21 protein-coding genes are annotated in these 23,508 nt (G+C 65.7%); 2 read left to right on the top strand and 19 right to left on the bottom strand.

Annotated elements, in window-relative coordinates; translation table 11 throughout:
* Positions 1-6 precede the first annotated feature (6 nt).
* Positions 7-603: a DUF3043 domain-containing protein gene (locus tag IWX78_RS04485; protein ID WP_442929218.1), complete on the top strand. Its 597-nt coding sequence runs from the start codon at positions 7-9 to the stop codon at positions 601-603.
* Between the two features lie 9 nt (positions 604-612).
* Here IWX78_RS04485 and IWX78_RS04480 read toward each other — a convergent pair whose 3' ends face one another.
* The 3 genes from IWX78_RS04480 to hisD are packed head-to-tail and all read right to left on the bottom strand — an operon-like array spanning position 613 to position 3,511.
* Entirely contained in the window at positions 613-1,647 is a 1,035-nt protein-coding gene (locus tag IWX78_RS04480) for a quinone-dependent dihydroorotate dehydrogenase (protein ID WP_196832263.1), read from the bottom strand.
* Positions 1,648-1,676: 29 nt separating this feature from the next.
* Positions 1,677-2,171, bottom strand: coding sequence for a transcriptional regulator NrdR (gene nrdR, locus IWX78_RS04475; protein WP_196832262.1), 495 nt, complete (start codon positions 2,169-2,171; stop codon positions 1,677-1,679).
* Between the two features lie 26 nt (positions 2,172-2,197).
* Entirely contained in the window at positions 2,198-3,511 is a 1,314-nt protein-coding gene (hisD, locus tag IWX78_RS04470) for a histidinol dehydrogenase (protein ID WP_196832261.1), read from the bottom strand.
* Positions 3,512-3,630: 119 nt separating this feature from the next.
* Between hisD and IWX78_RS04465 the strand changes: the two genes are divergently transcribed.
* Positions 3,631-4,116, top strand: a complete 486-nt coding sequence (locus IWX78_RS04465) for a flavin reductase family protein (protein ID WP_196832260.1) — start codon at positions 3,631-3,633, stop codon at positions 4,114-4,116.
* A gap of 55 nt (positions 4,117-4,171) precedes the next feature.
* On the opposite strand, the gene IWX78_RS04460 is transcribed toward IWX78_RS04465, so the two are convergent.
* The 16 genes from IWX78_RS04460 to IWX78_RS04385 form a co-directional block, all read right to left on the bottom strand.
* Positions 4,172-5,857: a hypothetical protein gene (locus IWX78_RS04460; RefSeq protein ID WP_196832259.1), complete on the bottom strand. Its 1,686-nt coding sequence runs from the start codon at positions 5,855-5,857 to the stop codon at positions 4,172-4,174.
* Between the two features lie 76 nt (positions 5,858-5,933).
* Positions 5,934-9,398, bottom strand: coding sequence for a DNA polymerase III subunit alpha (dnaE, locus tag IWX78_RS04455; RefSeq protein ID WP_442929217.1), 3,465 nt, complete (start codon positions 9,396-9,398; stop codon positions 5,934-5,936).
* Between the two features lie 89 nt (positions 9,399-9,487).
* Positions 9,488-10,408 (bottom strand): RluA family pseudouridine synthase, encoded by a 921-nt coding sequence (locus tag IWX78_RS04450; protein ID WP_196832257.1) that lies wholly within the window; start codon positions 10,406-10,408, stop codon positions 9,488-9,490.
* Entirely contained in the window at positions 10,408-11,097 is a 690-nt protein-coding gene (gene lspA / locus IWX78_RS04445; protein WP_334684562.1) for a signal peptidase II, read from the bottom strand. The genes IWX78_RS04450 and lspA overlap by 1 nt, the downstream gene beginning before the upstream one ends.
* 19 nt (positions 11,098-11,116) lie before the next feature.
* Complete coding sequence (locus IWX78_RS04440) at positions 11,117-11,746, bottom strand: DivIVA domain-containing protein (RefSeq protein ID WP_196832256.1); 630 nt, start codon at positions 11,744-11,746, stop codon at positions 11,117-11,119.
* Positions 11,747-11,870: 124 nt separating this feature from the next.
* Positions 11,871-12,173 (bottom strand): YggT family protein, encoded by a 303-nt coding sequence (locus IWX78_RS04435; protein ID WP_334684561.1) that lies wholly within the window; start codon positions 12,171-12,173, stop codon positions 11,871-11,873.
* Between the two features lie 7 nt (positions 12,174-12,180).
* Positions 12,181-12,690 (bottom strand): cell division protein SepF, encoded by a 510-nt coding sequence (locus IWX78_RS04430; protein WP_196832255.1) that lies wholly within the window; start codon positions 12,688-12,690, stop codon positions 12,181-12,183.
* 38 nt (positions 12,691-12,728) lie between these two features.
* Positions 12,729-13,436 (bottom strand): YggS family pyridoxal phosphate-dependent enzyme, encoded by a 708-nt coding sequence (locus IWX78_RS04425; RefSeq protein ID WP_196832254.1) that lies wholly within the window; start codon positions 13,434-13,436, stop codon positions 12,729-12,731.
* Positions 13,437-13,438: 2 nt separating this feature from the next.
* The gene (gene ftsZ, locus IWX78_RS04420) at positions 13,439-14,632 is read right to left on the bottom strand and encodes a cell division protein FtsZ (RefSeq protein ID WP_196832253.1); all 1,194 of its coding nucleotides are present in this window, start codon (positions 14,630-14,632) and stop codon (positions 13,439-13,441) included.
* A 180-nt stretch (positions 14,633-14,812) separates the two neighbouring features.
* On the bottom strand, positions 14,813-15,739 hold the full coding sequence (locus IWX78_RS04415; protein WP_196832252.1) for an FtsQ-type POTRA domain-containing protein: 927 nt from the start codon (positions 15,737-15,739) through the stop codon (positions 14,813-14,815).
* 3 nt (positions 15,740-15,742) lie between these two features.
* Positions 15,743-17,137 carry a UDP-N-acetylmuramate--L-alanine ligase gene (gene murC / locus IWX78_RS04410; protein WP_196832251.1) on the bottom strand — a complete coding sequence of 465 codons (1,395 nt, stop codon included), beginning with the start codon at positions 17,135-17,137 and terminating at the stop codon, positions 15,743-15,745.
* Between the two features lie 82 nt (positions 17,138-17,219).
* Positions 17,220-18,293 (bottom strand): UDP-N-acetylglucosamine--N-acetylmuramyl-(pentapeptide) pyrophosphoryl-undecaprenol N-acetylglucosamine transferase, encoded by a 1,074-nt coding sequence (locus IWX78_RS04405; RefSeq protein WP_196832250.1) that lies wholly within the window; start codon positions 18,291-18,293, stop codon positions 17,220-17,222.
* Positions 18,290-19,498, bottom strand: a complete 1,209-nt coding sequence (ftsW, locus tag IWX78_RS04400) for a putative lipid II flippase FtsW (protein ID WP_196832249.1) — start codon at positions 19,496-19,498, stop codon at positions 18,290-18,292. The genes IWX78_RS04405 and ftsW overlap by 4 nt, the downstream gene beginning before the upstream one ends.
* Positions 19,467-20,993 carry a UDP-N-acetylmuramoyl-L-alanine--D-glutamate ligase gene (murD, locus tag IWX78_RS04395; RefSeq protein ID WP_196832248.1) on the bottom strand — a complete coding sequence of 509 codons (1,527 nt, stop codon included), beginning with the start codon at positions 20,991-20,993 and terminating at the stop codon, positions 19,467-19,469. Before murD ends, ftsW begins: the two co-directional genes overlap by 32 nt.
* On the bottom strand, positions 20,990-22,081 hold the full coding sequence (gene mraY / locus IWX78_RS04390; protein WP_196832247.1) for a phospho-N-acetylmuramoyl-pentapeptide-transferase: 1,092 nt from the start codon (positions 22,079-22,081) through the stop codon (positions 20,990-20,992). The genes murD and mraY overlap by 4 nt, the downstream gene beginning before the upstream one ends.
* Positions 22,075-23,490 (bottom strand): UDP-N-acetylmuramoyl-tripeptide--D-alanyl-D-alanine ligase, encoded by a 1,416-nt coding sequence (locus IWX78_RS04385; protein WP_196832246.1) that lies wholly within the window; start codon positions 23,488-23,490, stop codon positions 22,075-22,077. Before IWX78_RS04385 ends, mraY begins: the two co-directional genes overlap by 7 nt.
* Positions 23,491-23,508 lie beyond the last annotated feature (18 nt).

Here is a 23,508-nt window from a genome sequence, read left to right as displayed (position 1 = left end):
GGAATCATCGTGACCAAGCAGACTCCAGACTCCCCCATCGAGCCCGTGCTCGAGACGCCCGAAGAGACGGCAGATCGTCTTGCCGGAAACCCAGGCAAGGGCCGCGCGACGCCGACCCGCAAGGAGCGTGAGGCGCTGAACAAGCGCCCGCTCGTTCCCGGCGACCGCAAGGAAGCCCAGAAGGCGGCGAAAGCCAAACTCGCCGAGTCCAGAGAGAAGGCCAGGATCGGTCTCGCGGCCGGTGACGAACGCTACCTGCCTGCCCGTGACCGCGGCCAGCAGAAGCGATTCGTCCGTGATTTCGTCGACTCCCGCTTCAACATCGGCGAGTTTCTCATCCCGGTGATGTTCGTCGTCATCATCCTGACGCTTTTCCCACCGATCGTGCAGGTCTACGCAATGCTGTTGCTCTGGGCGTTCTTCGCCATCGCTGTGCTCGATGGCATCTGGCTGGGCATCTCGGTGAAGAAGAAGCTCGCCGCGAAGTTCGGTGAGTCTTCCGTGGAGCGGGGCGTCCGCTGGTACGCCGCGATGCGAGCGTTCCAGATGCGCGTGCTCCGCCTGCCGAAGCCTCAGGTCAAGCGCGGTCAGCGCCCGGCCTGATCCAGCGGCTCAGCGAGACGGACGGATGCGCGACAACCCGCGGTTGATCTGGCGCGCCCAGAGCGGACCGCGGTAGAGGAACGCCGTGTAACCCTGGACGAGCGTCGCTCCGGCGGCCAGCCGCTCAGCGACGTCTGCTGCGGTCTCGACTCCGCCGACGGAGACGACACAGAGCTCAGCCGGAACGCTGGCGCGGATGAGCCGCAGGACCTCAAGGGATCGCGCGGCGAGAGGCGCCCCGGAGAGTCCGCCCGCGCCGGCCGCTGTCACGGTCTCTGCCGGTGTGGTCAACCCCGTGCGCGCGATCGTCGTGTTGGTGGCGATGATCCCGTCGAGGCCGACATCGACCGCGAGCTCGGCGATGCGGCGCACTTCGTCGTCAGTGAGATCCGGTGCGATCTTCACGAGCAATGGCGTCGAACCTGCTGCCCGCTTGACCGCCGTGAGCAGAGGAGCGAGTTTGTCGAGTTCCTGGAGACCGCGGAGGCCCGGCGTGTTCGGAGAGCTGACGTTGACGACGAGGTAATCGGCGACAGGGGCAAGCAGCCTGGTGCTGGTGAGGTAGTCGCCGATCGCATCATCGACTCCGACCACCCGGCTCTTGCCGATGTTCACACCGAGCACCGGCCGGCCGGGAATGGCGCGCAGGCGAGCGAGGCGACGGGCGGCAGACGCCGCTCCCCCGTTGTTGAACCCCATGCGGTTGATCACAGCGCGGTCCGGGATGAGTCGGAAGAGTCTCGGGCGGGGGTTGCCCGGCTGCGAGTGCGCGGTGAGCGTGCCGACTTCGACGTGACCGAACCCCAGAGCCCCGAGGCCGAGAACCGCTTCACCGTCTTTGTCGAACCCAGCCGCGACACCGAACGGGGTGTCGAAATGCAGGCCGAGGGTGTCGACTCCCAGGTCGGCCGACGGCCGGGTGAACCGGCGAACGGCCGCAGTCAGTCTGATCGTCGGCACGGCCTTGATGACCGTGAATGCGAGGTGGTGGGCGCGTTCAGGATCTAGCCTGGACAGGACGTGGGAGAAGAAGAAGCGATACATGCGGAAGAAAGGCTACCGTGCGCGTGGCGTCAGGCCTGCTGTGCCGGGGTGCCGGCATCCGCCTGCTCCTCCGAGCTGGTGTGTTCCCTGCGGAGAAGGGTGATGGCTTCGTCGAAGTCCTCGAGCGAGTCGAAGGCCTGATAGACGCTGGCGAATCGCAGGTACGCGACTTCGTCGAGTTCACGGAGTGGGGTGAGGATGGCAAGACCGATCTCGTTCGCGTCGATCTGGCTCGTGCCGGTCTGCCTGATCGACTCTTCCACCTTCTGGGCGAGGATCGCGAGGTCGGAGTCGGTGACGGGGCGACCCTGGCACGCCTTCCTGACACCCGAGACGACCTTCTCCCGGCTGAACGGCTCGACGACGCCGCTCCGCTTGATCACGTTGAGGCTGGCAGTCTCCGTGGTGGAGAACCGACGACCGCATTCCGGGCACTGTCTGCGGCGGCGGATCGAGAGTCCGTCATCGCTCGTGCGGGAGTCGATGACACGCGAATCGGGATGGCGGCAGAACGGGCAGAACATGTGTCAAGACTAGTGGAGCGACCGGCCTACGATTCCGATGTGAACCGGGCGGCCACCGCGTCACCGTGGGCGGGAAGAGCCTCGGCCCGCGCAAGCGCGACGACCTGGTCTGCGACAGCTTCGAGCGCCTGGCGGTCGTACTCGATGACCTGCTGAGGTCGCAGGAAGGTGTAAGCGCCGAGCCCGGAGGCGAAGCGGGACTGTCCCCCCGTCGGCAGGACGTGGTTGGAACCCGCGACATAGTCGCCGAGGCTGACCGGTGAGTGCGCGCCGAGGAAGATCGCGCCTGCGCTCGTGATGAGCCCGAGCACGGCATCGTCGTCTGCGGTCTGGATCTCGAGGTGCTCAGGACCGTACGCGTTGCTGAATCGCGCAGCAGCGGCAAGGTCGTCAACGAGGACGATCGCTGACTGCGGGCCGCCGAGTGCCTCGCCGACCCTGACCGAGTGGGTGGTGGTCGCTGTGAGCTCGACAAGGTTTTTGGCGACCGCACCCGCGAGGTCCTCTGAATCTGTGACGAGCAGGGATGCGGCGGCTTCGTCGTGCTCGGCCTGGCTGATGAGGTCGGCGGCGACGAGTCGGGCATCCGCTCCCCCGTCTGCGATGACGAGGATCTCCGTCGTGCCGGCTTCGGAGTCGATACCGACAACGCCGCGGACGAGGCGCTTGGCCGCGGCCACGTAGATGTTTCCAGGACCGGTGACCACGTCGACGGGATCGAGCCCGAGCGAGGGAACGCCGTAGGCGAGGGCGCCGATCGCACTCGCTCCACCCATCGTGTAGATCTCTTCGATCCCGAGGAGTCCTGCTGCACCGAGGATGGTCGGGTGCACCCGGCCACCGTGGTCGCGCTGGGCGGGTGACGCGAGGGCGACCGAGCCCACTCCAGCAACCTGCGCTGGCACGACGTTCATGACGACACTCGATGCCAGGGCGGCTTTGCCCCCTGGCACATACAGTCCGACACGGTCCACCGGCTGCCACCGCTGGTGGATGCGCGCACCTGGACCGATCGTCGTGGTCACCGGGGCGTGGAGCTGCGCCGTCGTGGCCTCGCGGACACGGGAGATGGCTGATTCAAGCGCCTCGCGCACGGACGGTGCGAGCGAGCGCACGGCATCCGCGATCTCGGCCGGCTGCACGGCGATGGACACGTCGGCGACGCCGTCGAAGGTTGCGGCGTGACGACTCAGCGCGGACTCGCCGTCGGTTCGAACCTCGGCGATCAGGCGTTCGGCCGCCTGACTGGCGACGGCGATGTCGACGACCGGGCGCGGAATCAGGGCGAGCAGTTCGGCGCGGGTAGTCTGGGAACCGCGCAGGTCAATGGTCTGGATCATGTCGGAACCAGCCTACCGGCCTGCTCCGATCCGGAATATTCCTGTCGCAGCCACGTTGACGTCAGACGCATGGTCCGCCGACCGTCGCCTCGACACGAGAAAGCGCAGGAGAAAACGCGATGCAATCGGATCTGGATGCTTTCAAAGCCGCGTTCCGCCGCCACGCCGCTGGCGTTGCTGCCGTCACGGCTCGGAACGTCGATGGGCGCCCCGTCGGATTCACCGCGACGTCGCTGGCATCGCTCTCGGCCGTTCCGCCGCTTGCCACCTTCAACATGGCAATGAGTGCCAGTTCCTGGCCCGCTGTCGCGTCGACCGACCGCGTCGCCATCCACATGCTCGGCGCGCGCAATCGCCGCCTGGCCGAGATCATGAGCGGCGACAACGCCTCACGCTTCGTCGGAGACCACTGGCACGAGGGAGAAGACGGCCTCCCGATCCTCGATGGCGTCACCACCTGGATGACGGGACGGATCATCGAACGCATCCGTGTTCACAACAGTGCCGTTGTCGTCGTCCAGATCGAGTCTGGCGAGATCGGACCTGACGACGAGCCCCTGATCTACCACGAGCGCCGGTACGTGCGGCCGGGCGATATCGCCTGATTCCTGCGCCCACTCCGCAGCGCGGGCGCCTCTCCGGCACCCGCACGCTGTTCGGTCAGCCCCTGGTGATCCCGGCAAGGTCGCGTAGGACACCGATACGGCCATCGTCGTGGCGGATGACGAGCTCCGAACCGCGATCGACGATCGCCAGCGCCCATGCGGACGGGCCGATCTCGAAGACCGTCCCGCCGGAGTGCTCGTCGACGACGGCACGGGAAACCGGCGAATAGACCCAGAACGGCTGGGTCGAGAACACAGCGGTCGGCTGTTCGCCGGATGCCGCTTGAGCGGGAGCGACGAATGCTTCGGTCGGCGCCTCGGTGTCGTTGTCACCGGCTGCTGCCCGGGCAGAGACATGACTGACGGCAGACACGGGCCCGACCTCAGTCGAACCGTCGGAATCGAGGTCGTCCTCAGCGGATCCGTCATCGACAGGCAGCACGGCCGTGGGCTCGGCTGCCACAGGCTCGACGAACGTGACGAGTGGAGCCGGCGCATCATCCGTCGTGGACTCTACAGCTTCGGATTCGGAGTCGTGAGCGTCAGCGGTCTCGGCAGCGACGGGCGCGACGATTGCCGGCGCATCCTGACCCGTTTCTGTGACGGATTCGACGGGCGATCGCTCCGCCGTGACCGGCTCGTCTTCGCTCGAAGGGCCGCCGGGTTCGCGTGGCTGTTCGAGCGTCACCGGCCCCGCGAGGCCGACGTTTCGGGGGTCGACGACTGGCGGGGTGCCGACGCCGTTCGGGTTTCCGGGGTGCTGGGGTTCTGCAGGCTGCGGTTCCCTCGGGGACGGGTCGAGCGGAACTGATCCCTTGCGCTGATAGGCGGCGAACTCACCGGGGCCTGCCGGCTGAAGCGGTGCACCTGGCTGGCCGGGATACGGTGTGCCCGGGTGAGCAGCCGGTTGCGCTGGACGTTCGGCACGAGGGCGGACGGGCACGGCCGCTGCCGGCCGCGCGATCCGGTGGGCCGCGATCTCCGGCCGTCGGGCGAAGTCGCTGCTGAGGAACGGGATGACCGGGGCGAGAGTCGTGCAGACGACGGCGACCAGCGAGAACAGGAGTCCGACAATGATTCCTGCGCCGGGAGTGAGGAGGTCGGATCCACCGCCGAACCACGCCGGGAACCCGGCGATGAGGAACAGCGCCCCGAGGTAGAACCCTGCGGTGACGACCGATGCCGCCGAGGAGAACTGGTCGACGGAGAGCGAGCCGACACGCAGCGGACGGTTCGGGGCCAGCCGACGGATGACCACGAGTGCTGCTGCCGCCGCGAGGACGAGTGCCGAGGGGATGGCGACCCAGGGCGCCGGGGCCCAGGCACTCGCGTATCCGAACACGTCGGAGTAGTCACCGGCGAGGAACGGCAGGATCGAGGCGAGAAAGACGACGATGCTCGCCGCCAGGAACGCGACCTCCCTGATCGAGAACTTTCCGATGCCGAACGGCACGCCGTTCTCGTCGGTCTTCGGCCGCGCGACGCGGGGTGCTGCCGGAGGCTGCTGCGGCCCCTGCTGCCCCGGGTACTGCCCGGTGAACTGCGGAGCCTGTGGCTGGGGCGGGTACGGCTGCTGGTAGTTCTGTTGCGGGTACGGCTGCTGCGCATACCCGCCCTGGGGGGCGTACGGCTGGGAGTCGCCCGATGGCTGCTGCCCGGCCTGCTGAGGCGTGAACGGCGGCGTCGTACCTGCCGGCGAGAAGCCCTCCTGCGGATGCTGCGGTGTCTGCGGGTTCGTCATGGAAGTTCCTTCGTTCACGGCAATCTGCTGGCGTCGCCAGTCGAGCAGGGCGGGTCGGGTTCGAGCGTAGCCGATCCTAACCGAGGCAATTCGGGCCCAGCAGCGACTTCAACTCGCCGAACAGGTCGGGGGTGACCTTGACCGGATAAGGGATTTCGAACACGCGTGCCACATCTCCCCGAATGAGCTTGAGTCGGACCTCCGACTGGCCGCCATGCCGGGTGAGGATGCCACCGAGTTGCGTGACGAGTTCTGTCGTCGCCCGTGCGTCCGGCATTGTCAGCGTCAACGGGCCCGTCGCCCCGCCCTGTTCGATGTCTGGGGAGAAGATGCTGTACGCGTGGAGATTCATTCCGTCGTCGCGCATGCTCACGCGGCCCCTGACCACAACGACGCTGTCGTTGACCAGCGTCGGAGCGAACTCCTGATAGGCCTTGCCCATGAACATCACGGTGATCTCGCCGCCGAAGTCCTCGACCTGGATCATCCCGTACTGGTTGCCTGAGGTCTTGGCGACCCGGTGCTGCACACTCGTCGTGAGCCCGGCGATCGTCACCGTGTCTCCATCCTGGGTGTGTTCGGAGGTCAGCAGGTCGGTGATGGTGGTCGTGGCGTGCTTGGCCAGTTGCAGCTCGAGCCCGGCGAGCGGATGGTCGGAAACGTAGAGGCCGAGCATTTCGCGCTCGAAGGCGAGTTTGTCTTTCTTGGACCACTCGGGACGGTCTGGTGTGACCTGCGCCGTGGCATCCAGTTCGAAAATACCGCCGAACAGGTCGACCTGTCCGTTCGCCTCGTTCCGTTTCAGGCTGACAGCCGAGTCGACGGCATCCTCGTGGATCTCGATGAGTCCCCGTCTGGTGGCGCCGAGGGAGTCGAACGCGCCGGCCTTGATCAACGATTCCATCGTGCGCTTGTTCGCGACGGGGAGCGGGACCTTGCGGAGGAAGTCGTGGAACGACGTGAACTGTCCTTCACGCTCGCGTACCGCACGAATCGCCTCGACGACGTTGAAGCCGACGTTGCGCACGGCGCCCATCCCGAAACGGATGTCTTCGCCGACGGCAGCGAAGTAGCCGATCGACTCGTTCACGTCTGGAGGGAGGACCTGGATGCCCATCCGCCTGCACTCGTTGAGGTAGATGGCGGCCTTGTCTTTCGAGTCACCGACGCTCGTGAGCAGAGCGGCCATGTACTCCGCCGGGTAGTGGGCCTTGAGGTAGGCGGTCCAGTACGAGACGACGCCGTACGCGGCGGAGTGGGCCTTGTTGAACGCATAGTCGGAGAACGGCAGCAGAATGTCCCATACGGCCTTGATCGCAGCGTCGGAGTAGCCACGCTCGCGCATACCGCCGCTGAATCCCTCGAACTGTTTGTCGAGCTCGGATTTCTTCTTCTTGCCCATGGCGCGGCGGAGGATGTCGGCCTGACCGAGCGAGAACCCGGCCAGCTTCTGAGCGACGCTCATCACCTGCTCCTGGTAGATGATGAGGCCGTGCGTACCGCCGAGGATCTCCTGCAGGGGTTCCTCGAGCTCCGGATGGATCGGCGTGATCGCCTGCAGCCCGTTCTTGCGCAGGGCATAGTTGGTGTGCGAATCCGCACCCATCGGCCCCGGCCGGTACAGCGCGATCACAGCGGAGATGTCTTCGAAGTTGTCTGGCTTCATCAGGCGGAGAAGGCTGCGCATCGGCCCGCCGTCGAGCTGGAAGACGCCGAGGGTGTCGCCCCTGGAGAGCAGTTCGTACGCGCCGGGATCGTCGAGCTCGAGCTCTTCGAGTTCGATCCTGGTGCCGCGGTTCGACTCGATGTTGTCGAGGGCGTCACTCACGATGGTGAGGTTGCGGAGCCCCAGGAAGTCCATCTTGATCAAGCCGAGCGCCTCACACGCCGGGTAATCGAACTGCGTGACGATCTGGCCGTCTTGTTCCCGCTTCATGATCGGGATGATGTCGATCAGCGGATCACTCGACATGATCACGCCTGCGGCGTGCACTCCCCACTGCCGCTTGAGGTTCTCGATGCCGAGCGCGGTGTCGAAGACGGTTTTCGCCTCGGCATCCGTCTCGACGATCGTGCGGATGTCGACGGCCTCTTTGTAACGCTGGTGGGTCTTGTCGAAGATCCCGCTGAGCGGAATGTCTTTTCCCATGACGGGGGGCGGCATCGCCTTCGTCAGCTTGTCTCCCATGCCGAACGGAAAACCGAGCACCCGTGAGGAGTCCTTGAGGGCCTGCTTGGCTTTGATCGTGCCGTAGGTGACGATCTGGGCGACGCGTTCGTCCCCGTACTTCTCGGTGACATAGCGGATCACCTCACCGCGGCGACGATCATCGAAGTCGACGTCGAAGTCGGGCATGGAGACGCGGTCGGGGTTGAGGAAGCGCTCGAAGATGAGACCGTGAACGAGCGGGTCGAGGTCGGTGATCTTCATGGCGTACGCGGCCATCGACCCGGCTCCTGATCCACGGCCGGGACCGACGCGGATGCCATTCTCCTTCGACCACTTGATGAAGTCGGAGACGACGAGGAAGTAGCCGGGGAAACCCATCTGAACGATGACCCCTGCCTCGTAATTTGCCCGCGCACGGACGTCATCGGAGATGCCGTTCGGGTAGCGCTCCTGCAGGCCGCGCTCGACCTCCTTGATGAACCAGGTCTCTTCGGACTCACCGGCGGGAACCGGGAACCGCGGCATGTAGTTGGCCTTGGTGTTGAACTCGACGTTGCAGCGTTCAGCGATGGCGAGCGTGTTGTCGCACGCCTCCGGGTGGTCGCGGAAGATCTGCCGCATCTGCTGGGCAGACTTGAGGTAGAACTCGTCTGCGTCGAACTTGAACCGGTTGGGGTCGTCGAGTGTCGAGCCGGATTGCACGCAGAGCAACGCGGCGTGTGCCTTGGCGTCGTGTGCGTGGGTGTAGTGCAGGTCGTTCGTTGCGACGAGCGGAAGGTCGAGCTCTTTAGCGAGACGGAACAGATCGGCCATCGTGCGTCGTTCGACGTCGATACCGTGGTCCATCACCTCGCAGAAGAAGTTGTCTTTGCCGAAGATGTCGCGGAACTCGGCGGCAGCGGCTTTGGCCTCCTCATACTGGCCGAGGCGCAGCCGGGTCTGGATCTCGCCACCGGCACAGCCGGTCGTTCCGATGACGCCCTTGGCGTACGTGGAGAGGACCTCGCGGTCCATGCGCGGTTTGAAGTAGTAGCCCTCGATCGACGCGAGCGACGACATCCGGAACAGGTTGTGCATGCCCTCCGTCGTCTCGGAGAGGAGAGTCATGTGTGTGTACGCACCGCTTCCGGAGACGTCGTCGCGGCCCTGGGAACTGGATCCCCACTTCACCCGGGTCTTGTCGCTCCGGTGGGTACCAGGCGTGATGTAGGCCTCTGTGCCGATGATCGGCTTGATTCCTGCCGCTGTTGCCGTGCTCCAGAAGTCGAACGAGCCGAACATGTTGCCGTGGTCGGTGACGGCGACCGCCGGCATCCCTTCGGAGACGGCCGCGTCGATGAGGGGTTTGACGCGCGCGGCGCCGTCGAGCATCGAGTACTCGCTGTGGACATGCAGGTGAACGAACGAGTCGTCAGTTGAAGGCAAGACTTCTCCGGTGAACTGGGTGGCGAACTCCCAGCCTAATCCTCACGGAGGACATCGAGGGCGTGCTGGAGGTCGGCCGGATAGGCCGCGACGTAGGTGACCCACTCCCCCGACCCCGGGTGGGTGAATGAGAGTTGCGCGGCATGCAGCCACTGCCGGCTGAGGCCGAGGCGCGCCGCCAAAACGGGGTCTCCGCCGTAGAGCGGATCTCCGACGCACGGATGTCGCTGGGCCGCCATGTGCACGCGGATCTGGTGCGTCCTGCCGCTCTCCAGGTGGATCTCGAGCAGGGAGGCGCTCGGGAATGCTTCGACGGTTTCGTAGTGCGTCACGGAGGGTTTACCCTCCGCCGTCACCGCGAATTTCCAGTCGTGCTTCGGATGCCGGCCGATGGGCGCATCGATCGTGCCGGCGAGCGGATCAGGATGCCCCTGGACGACGGCGTGGTAGATCTTTTCGACCTCACGGTCGTGGAAGGCCCGCTTGAGAGAGGTGTATGCGCGTTCACTCTTGGCAACCACCATCAGGCCCGTCGTGCCCACATCGAGCCGGTGCACGATGCCTGCCCGTTCAGCGGCCCCCGAGGTCGAGACGGTATAGCCGGCACCCGCGAGTGCGCCGAGGACCGTCGGTCCGGTCCAGCCGACGGAGGGATGCGCTGCCACACCCGTCGGTTTGTTCACGACGATGATGTCGTCATCGTCGTGGACGACCGACAGGTCGGAGACGACGACGGGGACGACGACGGGCTCCTGACGAGGAGCCCAGTTCACCTCGAGCCAGCCGCCGGCGTGAAGTCGATCGGATTTGCCCACCGCTTTGCCGTCGACGCTGACTCCCCCGGCCTCGGCGACCTCGGCGGCGAAGCTGCGAGAGAAACCGAGCACTTTCGCCAGGCCTGCGTCGACGCGTGAGCCTTCGAGCCCGTCGGGAACGGGAAGGCTTCGGGATTCCATCAGGCGTCCGACCGGCGTGGGTCTGTGGTCTGTCGTACTGCGGAATCGGCGCGTTCGGCATCGTGACCGCCGGCATCCGTCGTTGCCGCAGCGCTGTCGGCATCGGCACCGTCATCGGTGTCTGCTGCGCTCTCGGTGTCTGCGGAATTCTTCGACGAGACCGTGCGCGTGCCATCGAGGTTGATACCCCGGATGGTGAGAATGATGAAGAGCCCCATGCTCGACACGATGAAGATGTCGGCGAAGTTGTAGATCGCCGGGATCATCCACGGTGTGGAGATGAAGTCGATGACGTGCCCGAGCCCGAAGGACGGCTCACGGAAGAGCCGGTCGGTCAGGTTGCCGAGCACACCGCCGAGGAGCATGCCGAAGACGACAGCCCAGCCGATCGACCGGATGCGCCTCGCGAGGACGATGATCGCCACCGTCACGACGGCAGCGAGGATCGAGAAGATCCAGGTGCTGCCCTCGGCAAGAGAGAACGCCGCCCCCGGGTTCTTGACGAACTGCAGTATGAGCAGATCGCCAAGAACCTTCACCTGCTCGCCGAGCGGCAGGTTGGAGACGACGAGGTACTTCGTGAACTGGTCGAGCGCCAGTGCCGTTACCGCGAGAGCGGCGATGACGACGAGCGCCCGAACGCTGGGAGGACCAGCGGGTTTCTTCGGCAGAACCGATTCTTCTGGCAACACCGAATCTTCTGGCAACTTAGGCGTTGGACTTTTCGCTGGACGCGTAGCCCGCGCCCTGTGCCGCCGGTCCGCCGTTGGCGTCGAGTTCCTTGAGCTGGCCCTCGATGTAGCCGCGCAGTTTCTGGCGGTACTCGCGCTCGAAGACGCGCAGTTCGTCGATCTTCTTCTCGAGCGTCGAACGCTCCTCGTTGAGGATGTTCATCTGAGCGCGCTGCTTGGCCTCGGCTTCGGCGACAACGCGTGCTGCAGTTGCATGGCCTTCCGCGACGAGGGAGTCGCGCTTCTCGGCGCCTTCACGGACGTGCTCGTCGTGCAGGCGGCGGGCCAGCTGCAGAAGGCTGGAGGACGACTCGGAGTCGTCTGCGACGGCAGACGGAGTCACCGGGGTCTCGACGGGAGGAGCGACGACCGGTGCTGCTGCTGGCGCTGCCTCTGCCTGGGCAGCTGCGACGGGCTCAGCGGTGCGGGTCTCGTCGGTCTCTGAACCGTCGAGCCGTGCCTTGAGCTCCGTGTTCTCCTGGAGCAGGCGACGGAGTTCGACGACGACCTCGTCCAGGAAGTCGTCAACCTCGTCCTGGTCGTATCCCTCTCGGAACTTGGTCTGCTGGAACTGCTTGTTGACGACGTCTTCCGGAGTTAGCGCCATGGCTTTCCACCTCTTACTTGATTGAGCTCGTATGGACGTGCCAACGCTAGCAAACTCCTCCAGCGAACTGCTGAGGCTTTTCGAACGTCGGGCACGTGGGTTACAGGATACCCCGCCGCGGGAGTCAGCGCAGGAGCAGATTCACCAGCGTCATCGCGATGATGACGCACAGCATGGTCAGGCTCCAGCCGAAATCGAGCGCGAAGGCCCCGATCCGAACCGGCGGCAGGATGCGACGGAAGAAGCGGATCGGCGGGTCCGTCAGCGAAAACACGAGTTCGGCGGCGACGAGCCCGAATCCGGTCGGCCGCCAGCGCGGCTTGAAGGATCGGACGAGATCAAGACCGAATCGCGCCCACATGACGAAGAAATAGAGCAGCAGGGCGAAGTACAGGATGCTTCGGAGAAGCGAAAGAACGGAGTCCACCCGTCAATTATTGCTGAGCGAAGAAGGTCGACTCTGCATCGGCTGCTGCAACACCTGCATCACCGAGGACGGCGACGTGTGCAGGCGACAGCAGGAACACCTTGTTGGTGACCCGTTCGATCTTGCCGTAGAGCCCCTGGGACAGGCCGCTGGCGAAGTCGATGAGGCGCTTGGCGTCACCTTCGCTCATCTGCGACAGGTTGATGATGACGGGCACACCGTCGCGGAACGTCTCGGCGATGACCTGGGCGTCACGGTACTGCTTGGGGTGCACGGTGAGGATCTCGTTGAGCTCAGCGGGAGCGGCCTGCTTCGTCGCGGTCGGTCGACGCAGCGGCGTTACCGGTGCCCGGTTCTGCACGGGCGTCGGTCCCTGCTGGGACGGCGCGGCCGAACCGTGGTTGTTGGCCGCAGCAGGTGCGGCAGCGGCGGGGGCAGCGTGTGACTGCTCCTCGTACTCGAGATCATCGTCTGCGAGGCCAAGGTAGACCATCGTCTTCTTCAGCGGGTTGGACATCGCTACCTCCGTTTTGTGCGCGTGCTTCTACAAGAACATTAACCGTGCTGCGGTCGGTTACCCGTGATTGCGGTCCCAATCCGAAGGTGTGTCGCACCTTCGGCGATCGCCTCACGGAAGTCGTGGGACATCCCAGCCGAGATCCCGACCGCTCCTGGCGCGAGCGCTCGGAGCCGCTGGCTGAAACCGCCGAGCCTGGCGAACGCCCGTCGCGGTTCCTCGCCGAGAGGGGCGACGGCCATCACGCCCCTGAGCGCGAGCGATGGAGTGCTGAGCACGGCCTCGACGAGCGGCTCAAGACTGGACGGGTCCACTCCACCCCGCCCGGGGTCGTCTGTGAGGTTCACCTGCACGAAGCAGTCCAGCGGCCGTTCCCGTGCGACCGAGAGGGCCTGGACGAGTGCCACCCGATCGATCGAGTGCACCGCGTGTGCATACGCGGCGACCTGCCTGGCCTTCTTCGACTGCAACTGCCCGACGAAATGCCAGGTCAAGTCACCGAGATCGGAGAGCTCGTGCACCTTGGCTGCGGCCTCCTGGTGCCGGTTCTCCGCCACGTCACGCACACCGAGTGCATGGAGGTCGCGGATGAGCTCAGCGGGGTGGAACTTGGTGACGACGATCGTCGTGACGTCGGATGCCGGCCGCCCGGCCGCCGAGGCGGCATCCGTCACCGCCGCCTGCACACGCGCCAGGCGCTCGGCCAGCGAGAGCTGGTCGAGCGCCTGGTCGGTACCGTCTGGCATTCCTACTTGAGGAAGTCGGGGATGTCGAGCTCGTCTTCGTCGGCGAAGGCAGGGTCAGCCGTGACCGGAGGTGTCGCGAGCGACTCTTCGGTGACGCGCCAGGTCTGGGCCGTCTCGGTGAGAACGGCTCCTGACGCTGCGGCCTGTGCTCCACCGGCAGCGGCGACCGCTGCCGCGGGAGCGCTGGTCTGGACTCCTCCCGATGTGACGACGGCGTCACGCGCAGACTCGCCCTGACGCGACGGCGGCTCGCCCCCGTCGAAACCGGCGGCGATGACGGTGACGCGTACTTCGTCGCCGAGCGTGTCGTCGATGACGGCTCCGAAGATGATGTTCGCTTCGGGGTGCACGGCCTCCTGCACAAGCCTGGCCGCGTCGTTGATCTCGAAGATTCCGAGGTTCGAGCCACCCTGGATCGAGAGGAGGACGCCGTGGGCGCCCTCGATGCTCGCCTCGAGCAGCGGGGATGCGACGGCGAGTTCTGCCGCCTTGATCGCCCGGTCTGCGCCGCGTGAGGAGCCGATGCCCATGAGCGCCGAACCGGCGCCCTGCATGACGCTCTTGACGTCGGCGAAGTCGAGGTTGATCAGACCGGGGGTCGTGATGAGGTCGGTGATGCCCTGGACGCCGGCAAGGAGCACCTGGTCAGCGGTGGAGAACGCCTCGAGCATGCTGATGCCGCGGTCGCTGATCTCGAGCAAGCGGTCGTTGGGAACGACGATGAGGGTGTCGACTTCTTCTTTGAGCTTGGCGACGCCGAGCTCGGCCTGAGCCTGGCGGCGGCGGCCTTCGAATCCGAACGGCTTGGTGACGACACCGATGGTCAGGGCGCCGATCGACTTCGCGATCCGGGCGACGACGGGGGCTCCACCGGTTCCGGTTCCGCCACCCTCTCCTGCGGTGACGAACACCATGTCCGCGCCGGCGAGGGCTTCTTCGATCTCTTCGGCGTGGTCCTCGGCGGCGCGACGGCCCACCTCGGGGTCTGCGCCCGCTCCGAGACCGCGGGTGATCTCGCGACCGACATCGAGCTTCACGTCGGCGTCGCTCATGAGCAGCGCCTGGGCGTCGGTGTTGATGGCAATGAATTCGACGCCGCGAAGGCCGAGTTCGATCATTCGATTGACGGCGTTGACGCCGCCGCCGCCAATGCCGACGACTTTGATCACGGCAAGGTAGTTCTGGTTTGTAGTCACGTCCGGCCTCCGGGAGAAAAAGAACCCTCAACCTCAGGTTAAGGTTTAAAGTTATGCTCAGTATGCATTTCTTGAACCTGACGTTATGCGCAGGACCGGTCGCATCGGGGAGCAACCTCCGCGTGTCGCGAAGTCTGGGGTGAATTTTCCTCAGCAGGCGGCAGTCGATCCCTGCAGACGTCAGCGGACGACGGCGACACTCGGTGAGCTGACGTCGTACTCGTCGTAATCCGGTTGGGCGGCGATCAGGGCGTCGAGGGTGTACGCCTTGAGAGCAGACTCTTCCGCGCTCCCCCAGACCACCGTCGTATCGCTGTCGCGCAGGGTGAACCGCACGTCGTCCGTCGTCGTCGCCGTGACGCTGTCGACGCGGGCGAAGAGCTCGGCGGGCAACGCACGCAACACAGCGGCTGCAGAAACGAACCCGTCTGCCTCCGTCCCACCATCGACGGCGATGAGCGGGTACGCCCCCGGACGGCTCGCCCCGGATTCGATCACGACACCGGCAGCATCCACGATTGTGAAGCCGTCTCCGGTGTCGATGGCCCCGACGGGCGTGCGCTCCACCAGCCGCAGCACCAGGGTGTCAGGCGGACGTGCCTCGATCGAGTAGGACTCGATCAGCGGATAGGTGACGAGAGCGGCCTTGATCGCACTCTCGTCGACCAGCGGAAACGGGGAGCCGAGCTGACTGGACAGATCGGCGACGATGGCATCCGAACTGACCCGTTCTGCGCCCTCGACCTGGATGGTCCTCACGGAGAGGATCGGCGTGTACGCGAGCCCGCAGGCCAGCAGGGCGAGTCCGGCAACGCCGCCGACGGCGAGAAGCCAGTTGCGCCTGCGCCTGCGGCTGTGTGCCGTGAAGCGTTTGACCTCTGACCGCTCGACCCGCTTGCGTTCCCGGCGTGCCTGTCTGACGCCCGGAACCCGTATCGGTGGTTCCGAACGGGCTGGCCGGGTGATCGCGATCGGCTCAGTCAGAGTCGGCTCAGTCAGGTTCGATTCGGGTGCGCGCTGTCGTTCCGGCTCCCGGCGCACCGGATCCGGAGCGGTCGTGTCTGGCGGGGTCGGTCGCTGCGGGGTGAACCCGGATGGCCGTTTCATGACCTAATCCCGGGCGGTGAGCGAACCGAGCAACTGGGGCACGATCCGGTAGACATCGCCACAGCCCAGGGTGATGACGTAGTCGCCCGGCTGCGCGATTGAGGCGACGTAATCTGCGGCCTGCTGCCAGTCCGAGATGAACGCGACCTTCGATGCATCCGTGAAGCGGTCGGAGACGAGGGCACCGGTCACGCCGGGTTCCGGGTCTTCCCTGGCCCCATAGACGTCGAGGACGACGGTCTGGTCGGCGTGCGACTCGAGAGTCTCGGCGAACTCGCCGGCCATGAGCCTGGTTCGGCTGTACAGGTGAGGCTGGTGGACCGCGATGATGCGCCCGTCCCCCACGACGGTGCGGGCGGCAGACAGCGCCGCGGCGACCTCGGTCGGGTGGTGAGCGTAGTCGTCGAACACGCTGACGCCGTCGACGGTTCCGTGCAGCTCGAATCGTCGTTCGGTTCCGCCGAAGTCGGCGATGGCCGCGAGCGACTCGGCGGCTCCGAAACCGAGTCCGACCAGGACGGCGAATGCCCCTGCCGCGTTGATGGCGTTGTGACGACCGGGGATGCGCAGTGTTGCCCCGTTGTCCTGCCCTTCGAAGCTCACGACGAACGACACCGGGCCCTCGGTGCCGATCGAGTGCACCCGGACATCAGCATCCTCTGCCTCACCGAAGGTGATGACGCGCTGGCCGTCGAGTTGCGCGGCGACGCGAACGGCTCCAGGGTCGTCTGAAGAGATCACGACGAATTCGGATGCTTTCCGCGCGAACGCGACGAATGCGTCGTCGAATGCTTCGAGCGACCCGTAGTGGTCGAGGTGGTCGGCGTCGACGTTGGTGATGAGAGCGACGGAGGTGTCATACAGCAGGAAGGAGCCGTCGGACTCGTCGGCTTCGACGACGAACAGGTCCCCGGTTCCCTGGGCACTGGACACGCCGAGCGACTCGATCACCCCGCCGTTCACGAAACTCGGGCTTTCGTGCAGTCCGAGCAGACCGGTCACGATCATGCCGGTCGATGTGGTCTTCCCGTGCGCGCCGGCGACGGCGACGAGCCGCTGGGTGTTGATCAGCCAGGCCAGGGCCTGGGACCGGTGCAGCACCGGAAGTCCGCGCTCCTGGGCGAGGACGTACTCCGGGTTCGTCGGCCAGAGCGCGCTCGTCACGACGAGGGTGTCTGCCTCGCCGACGTTCGAGGCGTCGTGCCCGATCGCGACGGTGGCGCCAAGCTCCCTGAGCGCGGCGATGTTCGCCGATTCGCGAACGTCAGAGCCGGTGACCGTGTGTCCAGCGCCGAGGAAGAGCCGCGCGATACCGCTCATCCCTGAGCCACCGATACCGACGAAGTGCACGGCGCCGAGTTCGTCGGGGATCTCGATGGTGAAGTCGGGTTTGATCACGCTGGGTGTTCTCTCTGTTCTGTCTGACGAGGGTTCGGTCTGACGGCCGGGAAGATTCAGTTATAACGTACGAGGCTGGATGTCAGCGTTCAGCGAGGGCTTCGTGGATGAGTCCGACCATGCGAGTCGACCCTTCGAGTGTCCCCATGAGGCGTGATTGCACCGCCATGTCCTGCACCCGCATCCGGTCGTTCAGGAGCGGTACAAGCGAATCGCTGATCCACTCGGGGGTGAACTTCGCGTCGAGGACGATGACCGCCCCGCCGGCGTTGACGGCATCGGCGGCGTTGTATCGCTGCTCTCCGTTGCCGACCGGGTACGGCACGTACGCGGCGGGGATGCCGAGGGCGGAGAGCTCAGAAACCGTGGACGCGCCGGCACGGGAGACGGCGAAATCGGCGATCGCGAGGGCGAGATCCATGCGATCGCAGTATGCGAGCATCGTGTAGTACTCGGTGCCCGGGTCGGTCAGGTCCGACCGGTCGCCGGTGACGTGGAGGATCTGATACCCGGCGTCGATGATGGTCTGCCTGGCGTCGAAGATCGTCTGATTGACCCGGCGCGCACCGAGCGAGCCGCCGGTGACGAGGAGCGTCGGCCGGTCGGTCAGACCGAACAATTCCCGAGCCTGGTGCCGGGCGGCGTCCCGGTCGAGACGTTCGATCTCACGGCGGAGGGGCATTCCGACGAATCGCGAGTTTCGCAGCCGCGTGCCATGGAATGCGACACCGACGAACCGCGTGATCCTGGCGCCGAGCCGGTTCGCGAGGCCTGGACGTGCGTTCGCCTCGTGGACGACGAGTGGGATGCCGGCGCGGCGCGCAGCGAGATAGGCAGGCGCTGCGGCGTATCCGCCGAACCCGACGATCACGTCGACGTTGCGTTCGGAAATCATCGTGGTGATCTCTGCCACAGCGAGGCGAAACCGGGAGCCGAAGCTCACGGCCTGTCGATTGATCCGACGGGGAAACGGCAACTTGGCGATGGTGAGCAGCTCGTAGCCGCGGTCAGGGACGAGGCGCGCTTCGAGGCCCTCCTGAGTGCCGAGAACCAGCACGGTGGCGTCCGGCTCTGTCTCGGTGATCGCGTCAGCGACGGCGAGAAGAGGGTTCACATGGCCGGCGGTTCCCCCGCCGGCCAACAGGTAGGTGGTCACGATGAGATCCGTTCGTACTGGGGTCGGCGCAGGTCAGTGGTCTGTTCCCTGGCGAAGGAGAGAACGATACCGATTGCGGCGAGCGAGGTCAGGAGGGCTGTTCCTCCTGCTGAGATGAACGGGAGGGGCACGCCGAGCACCGGAAGCAGTCGCAGCACCACGCCGATGTTGACGAAGGCCTGGCCGATGATCCAGACCAGGATGGCGCCGGTGGTGATGCGGACGAACGGATCGGAGCTGGCGCGGATGACCCTCACGAAGGACACGGCGAGCAGAACGAACATGATGAGGACGACGACGGCACCGATCAGGCCGAGCTCCTCACCGATGATGGCGAAGATGTAGTCGTTCGACGCGGCAGGAAGCCACGAGTACTTCTCCCGCGAGTTGCCGAGACCGAGGCCGAACACTCCCCCGTTCGCCAGCGCCCAGGTGCCGTGCAGCGGTTGCCAGCAGAGGTTCTCGTAGTCGAGGCACTCGTCGTCGAGGAACGTCATGATGCGCGCCATGCGGTTCGGGCTGATGATGGCCATGATGGCGAACATCAGGAGCCCCCCGAGCACGGGAATGGCGAGGAAGCGGAGCCGGAGGTTGGCGAAGAACATGGCACCGACGACGATGCCGGCCATGATGACGACGGTTCCGAGGTCGTGACCGGCGAGGACCAGCCCGAGCGCCAGTATGGACACCGGAACCACCGGGATGAGCGCGTGCTTCCAGTCGTCGAGCAGGTGCAGCTTGCGACCGAGAACCGCCCCGAGCCAGATGGCGAGGGCGAGCTTGAGGAGCTCGGACGGCTGGCCGCTGATCGGACCGATGGCGATCCAGTTGCGGTTGCCGCCCTCGGCGATGCCGAGTGGCGTGAAGACGAGCAGTTGCAGGACAAGGGCGCCGGCGAGAGCCAGCCACGCCCAGCGCTTCCAGAACTTCACCGGGATACGGCTCAGCACGAGCATCATCGGGATGCCGATGACGGCGTATGTGGCCTGCTTCCAGAATCCGCCGAAGAATCCCTTGTTGTCGAGGAACGAGTCGACACTCGACGATGACAGAACCATGACCAGGCCGACTCCGACGAGGAACAGCGTCGTTCCGAGGACCAGCAGATAATTGCGGGACTGAGGGATGAGGACGCGACCGAGAGAGATCCGTGCGGACTGGGCTGAATCGTCGCTACGCGGGCGACTGGTCGTCGGGGCGCTCATCGTTCAACCCTCCCCATCGTTCCTGCACTGCCTCGGTGAATCGTCTGCCCCGTTCCGCGTAGTCCGCGAACTGGTCCATGGACGCTGCAGCGGGGGCAAGAAGAACGGTGTCGCCGGAGGCGGCCATTCCTGATGCCAGCTCGACGGCGGCGCTCATGACGTCTTCAGTGTCATCTGCGCCGACCTCGAAGACCGGGACGTCCGGCGCGTGTCGCTGGAATGCCGCGAGGACAGCCGAGCGTTCGACTCCGATGATGACCGCGCCGCGCAGGCGTTCGACATGGCGGGAGACGAGATCTCCGACGTCCACGCCTTTGAGGAGCCCGCCGACGATCCAGACCACAGACGGGTAGGCGCGGAGGGAGGCATCTGCCGCGTGCGGGTTCGTGGCCTTCGAGTCGTTGACCCAGCCGATGCCGCCACGGGTGAGGACGAGCTGGATGCGGTGCGCGTCAAGCGCGAACCCGAGAAGGGCCTGCCGGATGACGGCGGGGGCCACCCCGAACGAGCGGGCGAGGGCTGCGGCGGCGAGGACGTTGGCGACGATGTGCGGGGCCGCAAGGCCGGCAGAAGCCAGATCGTCGATCGTGGCGAGTTCGAGCGCCGAGGTGAATCGTTCCTCGAGAAATGCACGATCGACAAGGATCCCATCGACGACGCCGAGGTCGCTGGGTCCTGGCACTCCCAGGCCGAAGCCGATAGCCCTCGCGCCGTCCTCGACCTCCGCCTGCCTGACCATCTCTTCGGTGGTCGCATCCGATCGGTTGTAGACGCACGCGACGCGCGTCCTGGCGTACACCTCCGCCTTGGCCGCGATGTACGCCTCGAGCGATCCGTGCCAGTCGAGGTGGTCGTCGGCGATGTTGAGGCAGACGCTGGAGTACGGGGTGACCCGGTCAGGCCCGGCCTGTGCGCTGAGGTAGTGCAGCTGGTAACTGGAGAGCTCGACGACGAGAACATCGAAGCCCTGGGGGTCCCGGATGGCGTCGAGGACGGGGACGCCGATATTTCCGCACGGGGCGACCCGGAGCCCGGCCTCCGCGATCATCGCGGCGGTCAGCTGCACCGTCGTCGTCTTACCGTTCGTCCCGGTGACGAGGATCCATTCGGCCGGTGTCCCGGTCTTGTCACGCACCCTCCACGCCAGCTCGACGTCACCCCAGACCGGAATGTCCTCGTCTGCGGCCCACACGAGAATCGGATGCGTCGGAGGAAAGCCCGGAGACACGACGAGCACGTCCGGGCGGTGGTCGACCAGTTCGGCCGGGGGTTCGGTCAGGTCGCTGCGGACCAGCCGAGCGCCGATGACGTCGACCAGACCTGCACGGTCGTCTGCCGCCGTCGACGCGACGACGAGAACATCCGATCCGAGTTCGGCAAGGGTGTCTGCCACCGAGAACCCGGTCACACCGAGGCCGAGCACGCCGACGCGCAACCCGGTCCAGTCCGACCGCCAGCTCGTCAGGCCGTCGAGCCGGGAGACCGGATCGGTCATCGCAGGATCCATTCGAGGTAGAACGTTCCGACACCGGCGGCGACGAGCAGCCCGCCGACGATCCAGAAGCGGACAACGACCGTGATCTCTGCCCAGCCCTTGAGCTCGAAGTGGTGGTGGATTGGGCTCATCCGGAAGATGCGTTTGCCGCGGGTCACCTTGAAGTAGGCGCGCTGCACGATCACTGAGCCGGTCTCGATGACGAAGAGCCCACCGATGAGGACGAGGAGCAGTTCGGTGCGGGTGAGGATCGCGAGGGCGGCGAGTGCGCCACCGAGCGCCAGAGATCCGGTGTCTCCGAGGAAGATCGACGCCGGCGACGTGTTCCACCAGAGGAACCCGATGAGCGAGCCGCAGATCGCTGCAGCCACGATCGCCAGAGCCAGCGGGTCGCGGACCTCGTAACACTTGTATGCGACCTCGTCGGCGACGGATCCGCCGCAGGCCTGGTTGTACTGCCAGAACCCGATGACGATGTACGAGCCGATGGCCAGGATCGACGCACCGGTCGCGAGTCCGTCGAGGCCGTCAGTGACGTTCACACCGTTCGACGTGGCTGTGACGATGAAACTCGTCCACAGCAGGTACAGAATGACGCCGATGACCGGGCCGAGGATCATGAAGTCGAGCGGGAGGTCACGGGTGAGCGAAATCGCCGTGGACGCGGGGGTGACGGCTTCGGGGCTCGGGAAATTGATGGCGAGGATGCCGAAGCTGATGGCGACGACGACCTGGCCGAAGATCTTGGCCCAACCGGTCAGCCCGAGGCTCCGCTGCTTGCGCGTCTTGGTGAAGTCGTCGATGAAGCCGACGAGTCCCAACCCGACCATCATGAACAACACGAGGAGAGCAGAAACACTGATCGCGTCTCCGGTGATGAGCATGGCGGTGAAGAACCCGAACAGGGTGGCGATGATGATGACGATCCCGCCCATCGTCGCCGTTCCGCGCTTCGCGTGATGCGACTTCGGGCCGTCGTCGCGGATGAACTGGCCCCATTCGAGCTTTTTGAAGAGCCGGACGAACAGCGGGGTCATGAACAGCGAGAAGGCCATCGACAGGGCCCCGGCTGTGAGGAGTGCTACCACGAGTACAGTTCTCCCAACCGGTCGCCGAGGAATCTCAATTGTGCGGAATTCGAGGATTTGACGAGCACAGTGTCCCCCGAGGTGAGCTCGGTGGCGAGATAGTCGTATGCCGAATCCATATCGCCAAAGTACACGCTCTCCCCATCCCACGAGCCCTCGTTGATGGCGCTGATGTGCATCCGCCTGGCGTCCTGGCCGACGACCACCAGGCGCGAGATGTTGAGCCGGACGAGTTGCAGGCCGATCCGGTCGTGCTCGTCTCCGGAGTACTCCCCCAGCTCGCTCATGGCACCGAGCACTGCGATGGTGCGTTTTCCGGGCTCGGCGATCTGGGCGAGGGTTCGAATGGCGGCAGACATCGAGTCCGGGCTTGCGTTGTATGCGTCGTTGATGATGGTGACGTCGTCTCGCCCCCCGAGTACTTCCATCCGCCAGCGCTCGGCACGGGTCAGGGTTCCGAGAGCGGCCGCCGACCGCTGGAGAGGCACGCCGAGCGTGTGGGCGACGGCAATCGCCGCGAGGGCGTTCATCACGTGGTGTTCGCCGAGCACCCGAAGCCGGACGGTTACCGGATCCTCGCCGGGCGCTGACGCGGTGAATGTCGTTCCCGTACGGGAGCCGGTCACATCTGTCGCGCGGATGTCTGCGCCGGATTCCTGGCCGAAGCGGAGAACGCACGCGCGGGTCTTGTCTGCCATCGATGCGACGCGGAGGTCATCGGAGTTCAGCACGGCGACCCCGTCTTCGTCGAGGTCCGCGACCATCTCCGTCTTCGCGAGGGCGGTCGACTCGATTCCACCGAATCCGCCAGCGTGTGCGAGTCCGACCTTGAGAACGACACCGATGTCCGGGCGGGCCATCGCCACGAGCCTGGCGATGTCGCCGATGCCGCTTGCCCCCATCTCGACGATGAGGTATCTGGTCGAGTCGGTGACCCGCAGCATCGTGGTCGGAGCGCCGACGGCGTTGTTGAACGACCTGATCGGCGCGACCGTCTCACCCTCGCTGGACAGGATCGACTCGAGCATGTTCTTCGTCGTGGTTTTCCCGTTCGACCCGGTGATCCCGATGACGGTGAGATCGCCTGCGACCCGCACCCGCTCGATCACGAAGCGGGCGAGCTCGCCGAGGGCGACGACGGCGTCTGCGACGACGATCTGCGCGATCGGCTCGTCGACGGGGTGCTCGACGAGAGCCAGAGTGGCTCCGCGCTCGATGGCGGCGGAGACGAACAGGTGCCCGTCGGTGTCGTCACCGCGCTTTGCGACGAAGATCCCGCCTGGCACGATCTCCCGTGAATCGGTCTCGACGGGTCCGTCGACGACGGTGTCGCCTGTGGCATCCGTTCCGGACGGGGTCAACTCTCCGGCGAGCCGGTCGGCGATCTCGGACAGGGTCAAACGAATCATGAAGAGAAATCTTTCCGG

The sequence above is a fragment of the Mycetocola sp. CAN_C7 genome, assembly GCF_015752285.1.
Lineage (GTDB): Bacteria > Actinomycetota > Actinomycetes > Actinomycetales > Microbacteriaceae > Mycetocola_A.
This window is presented reverse-complemented; position numbering and strand designations above follow the sequence as displayed.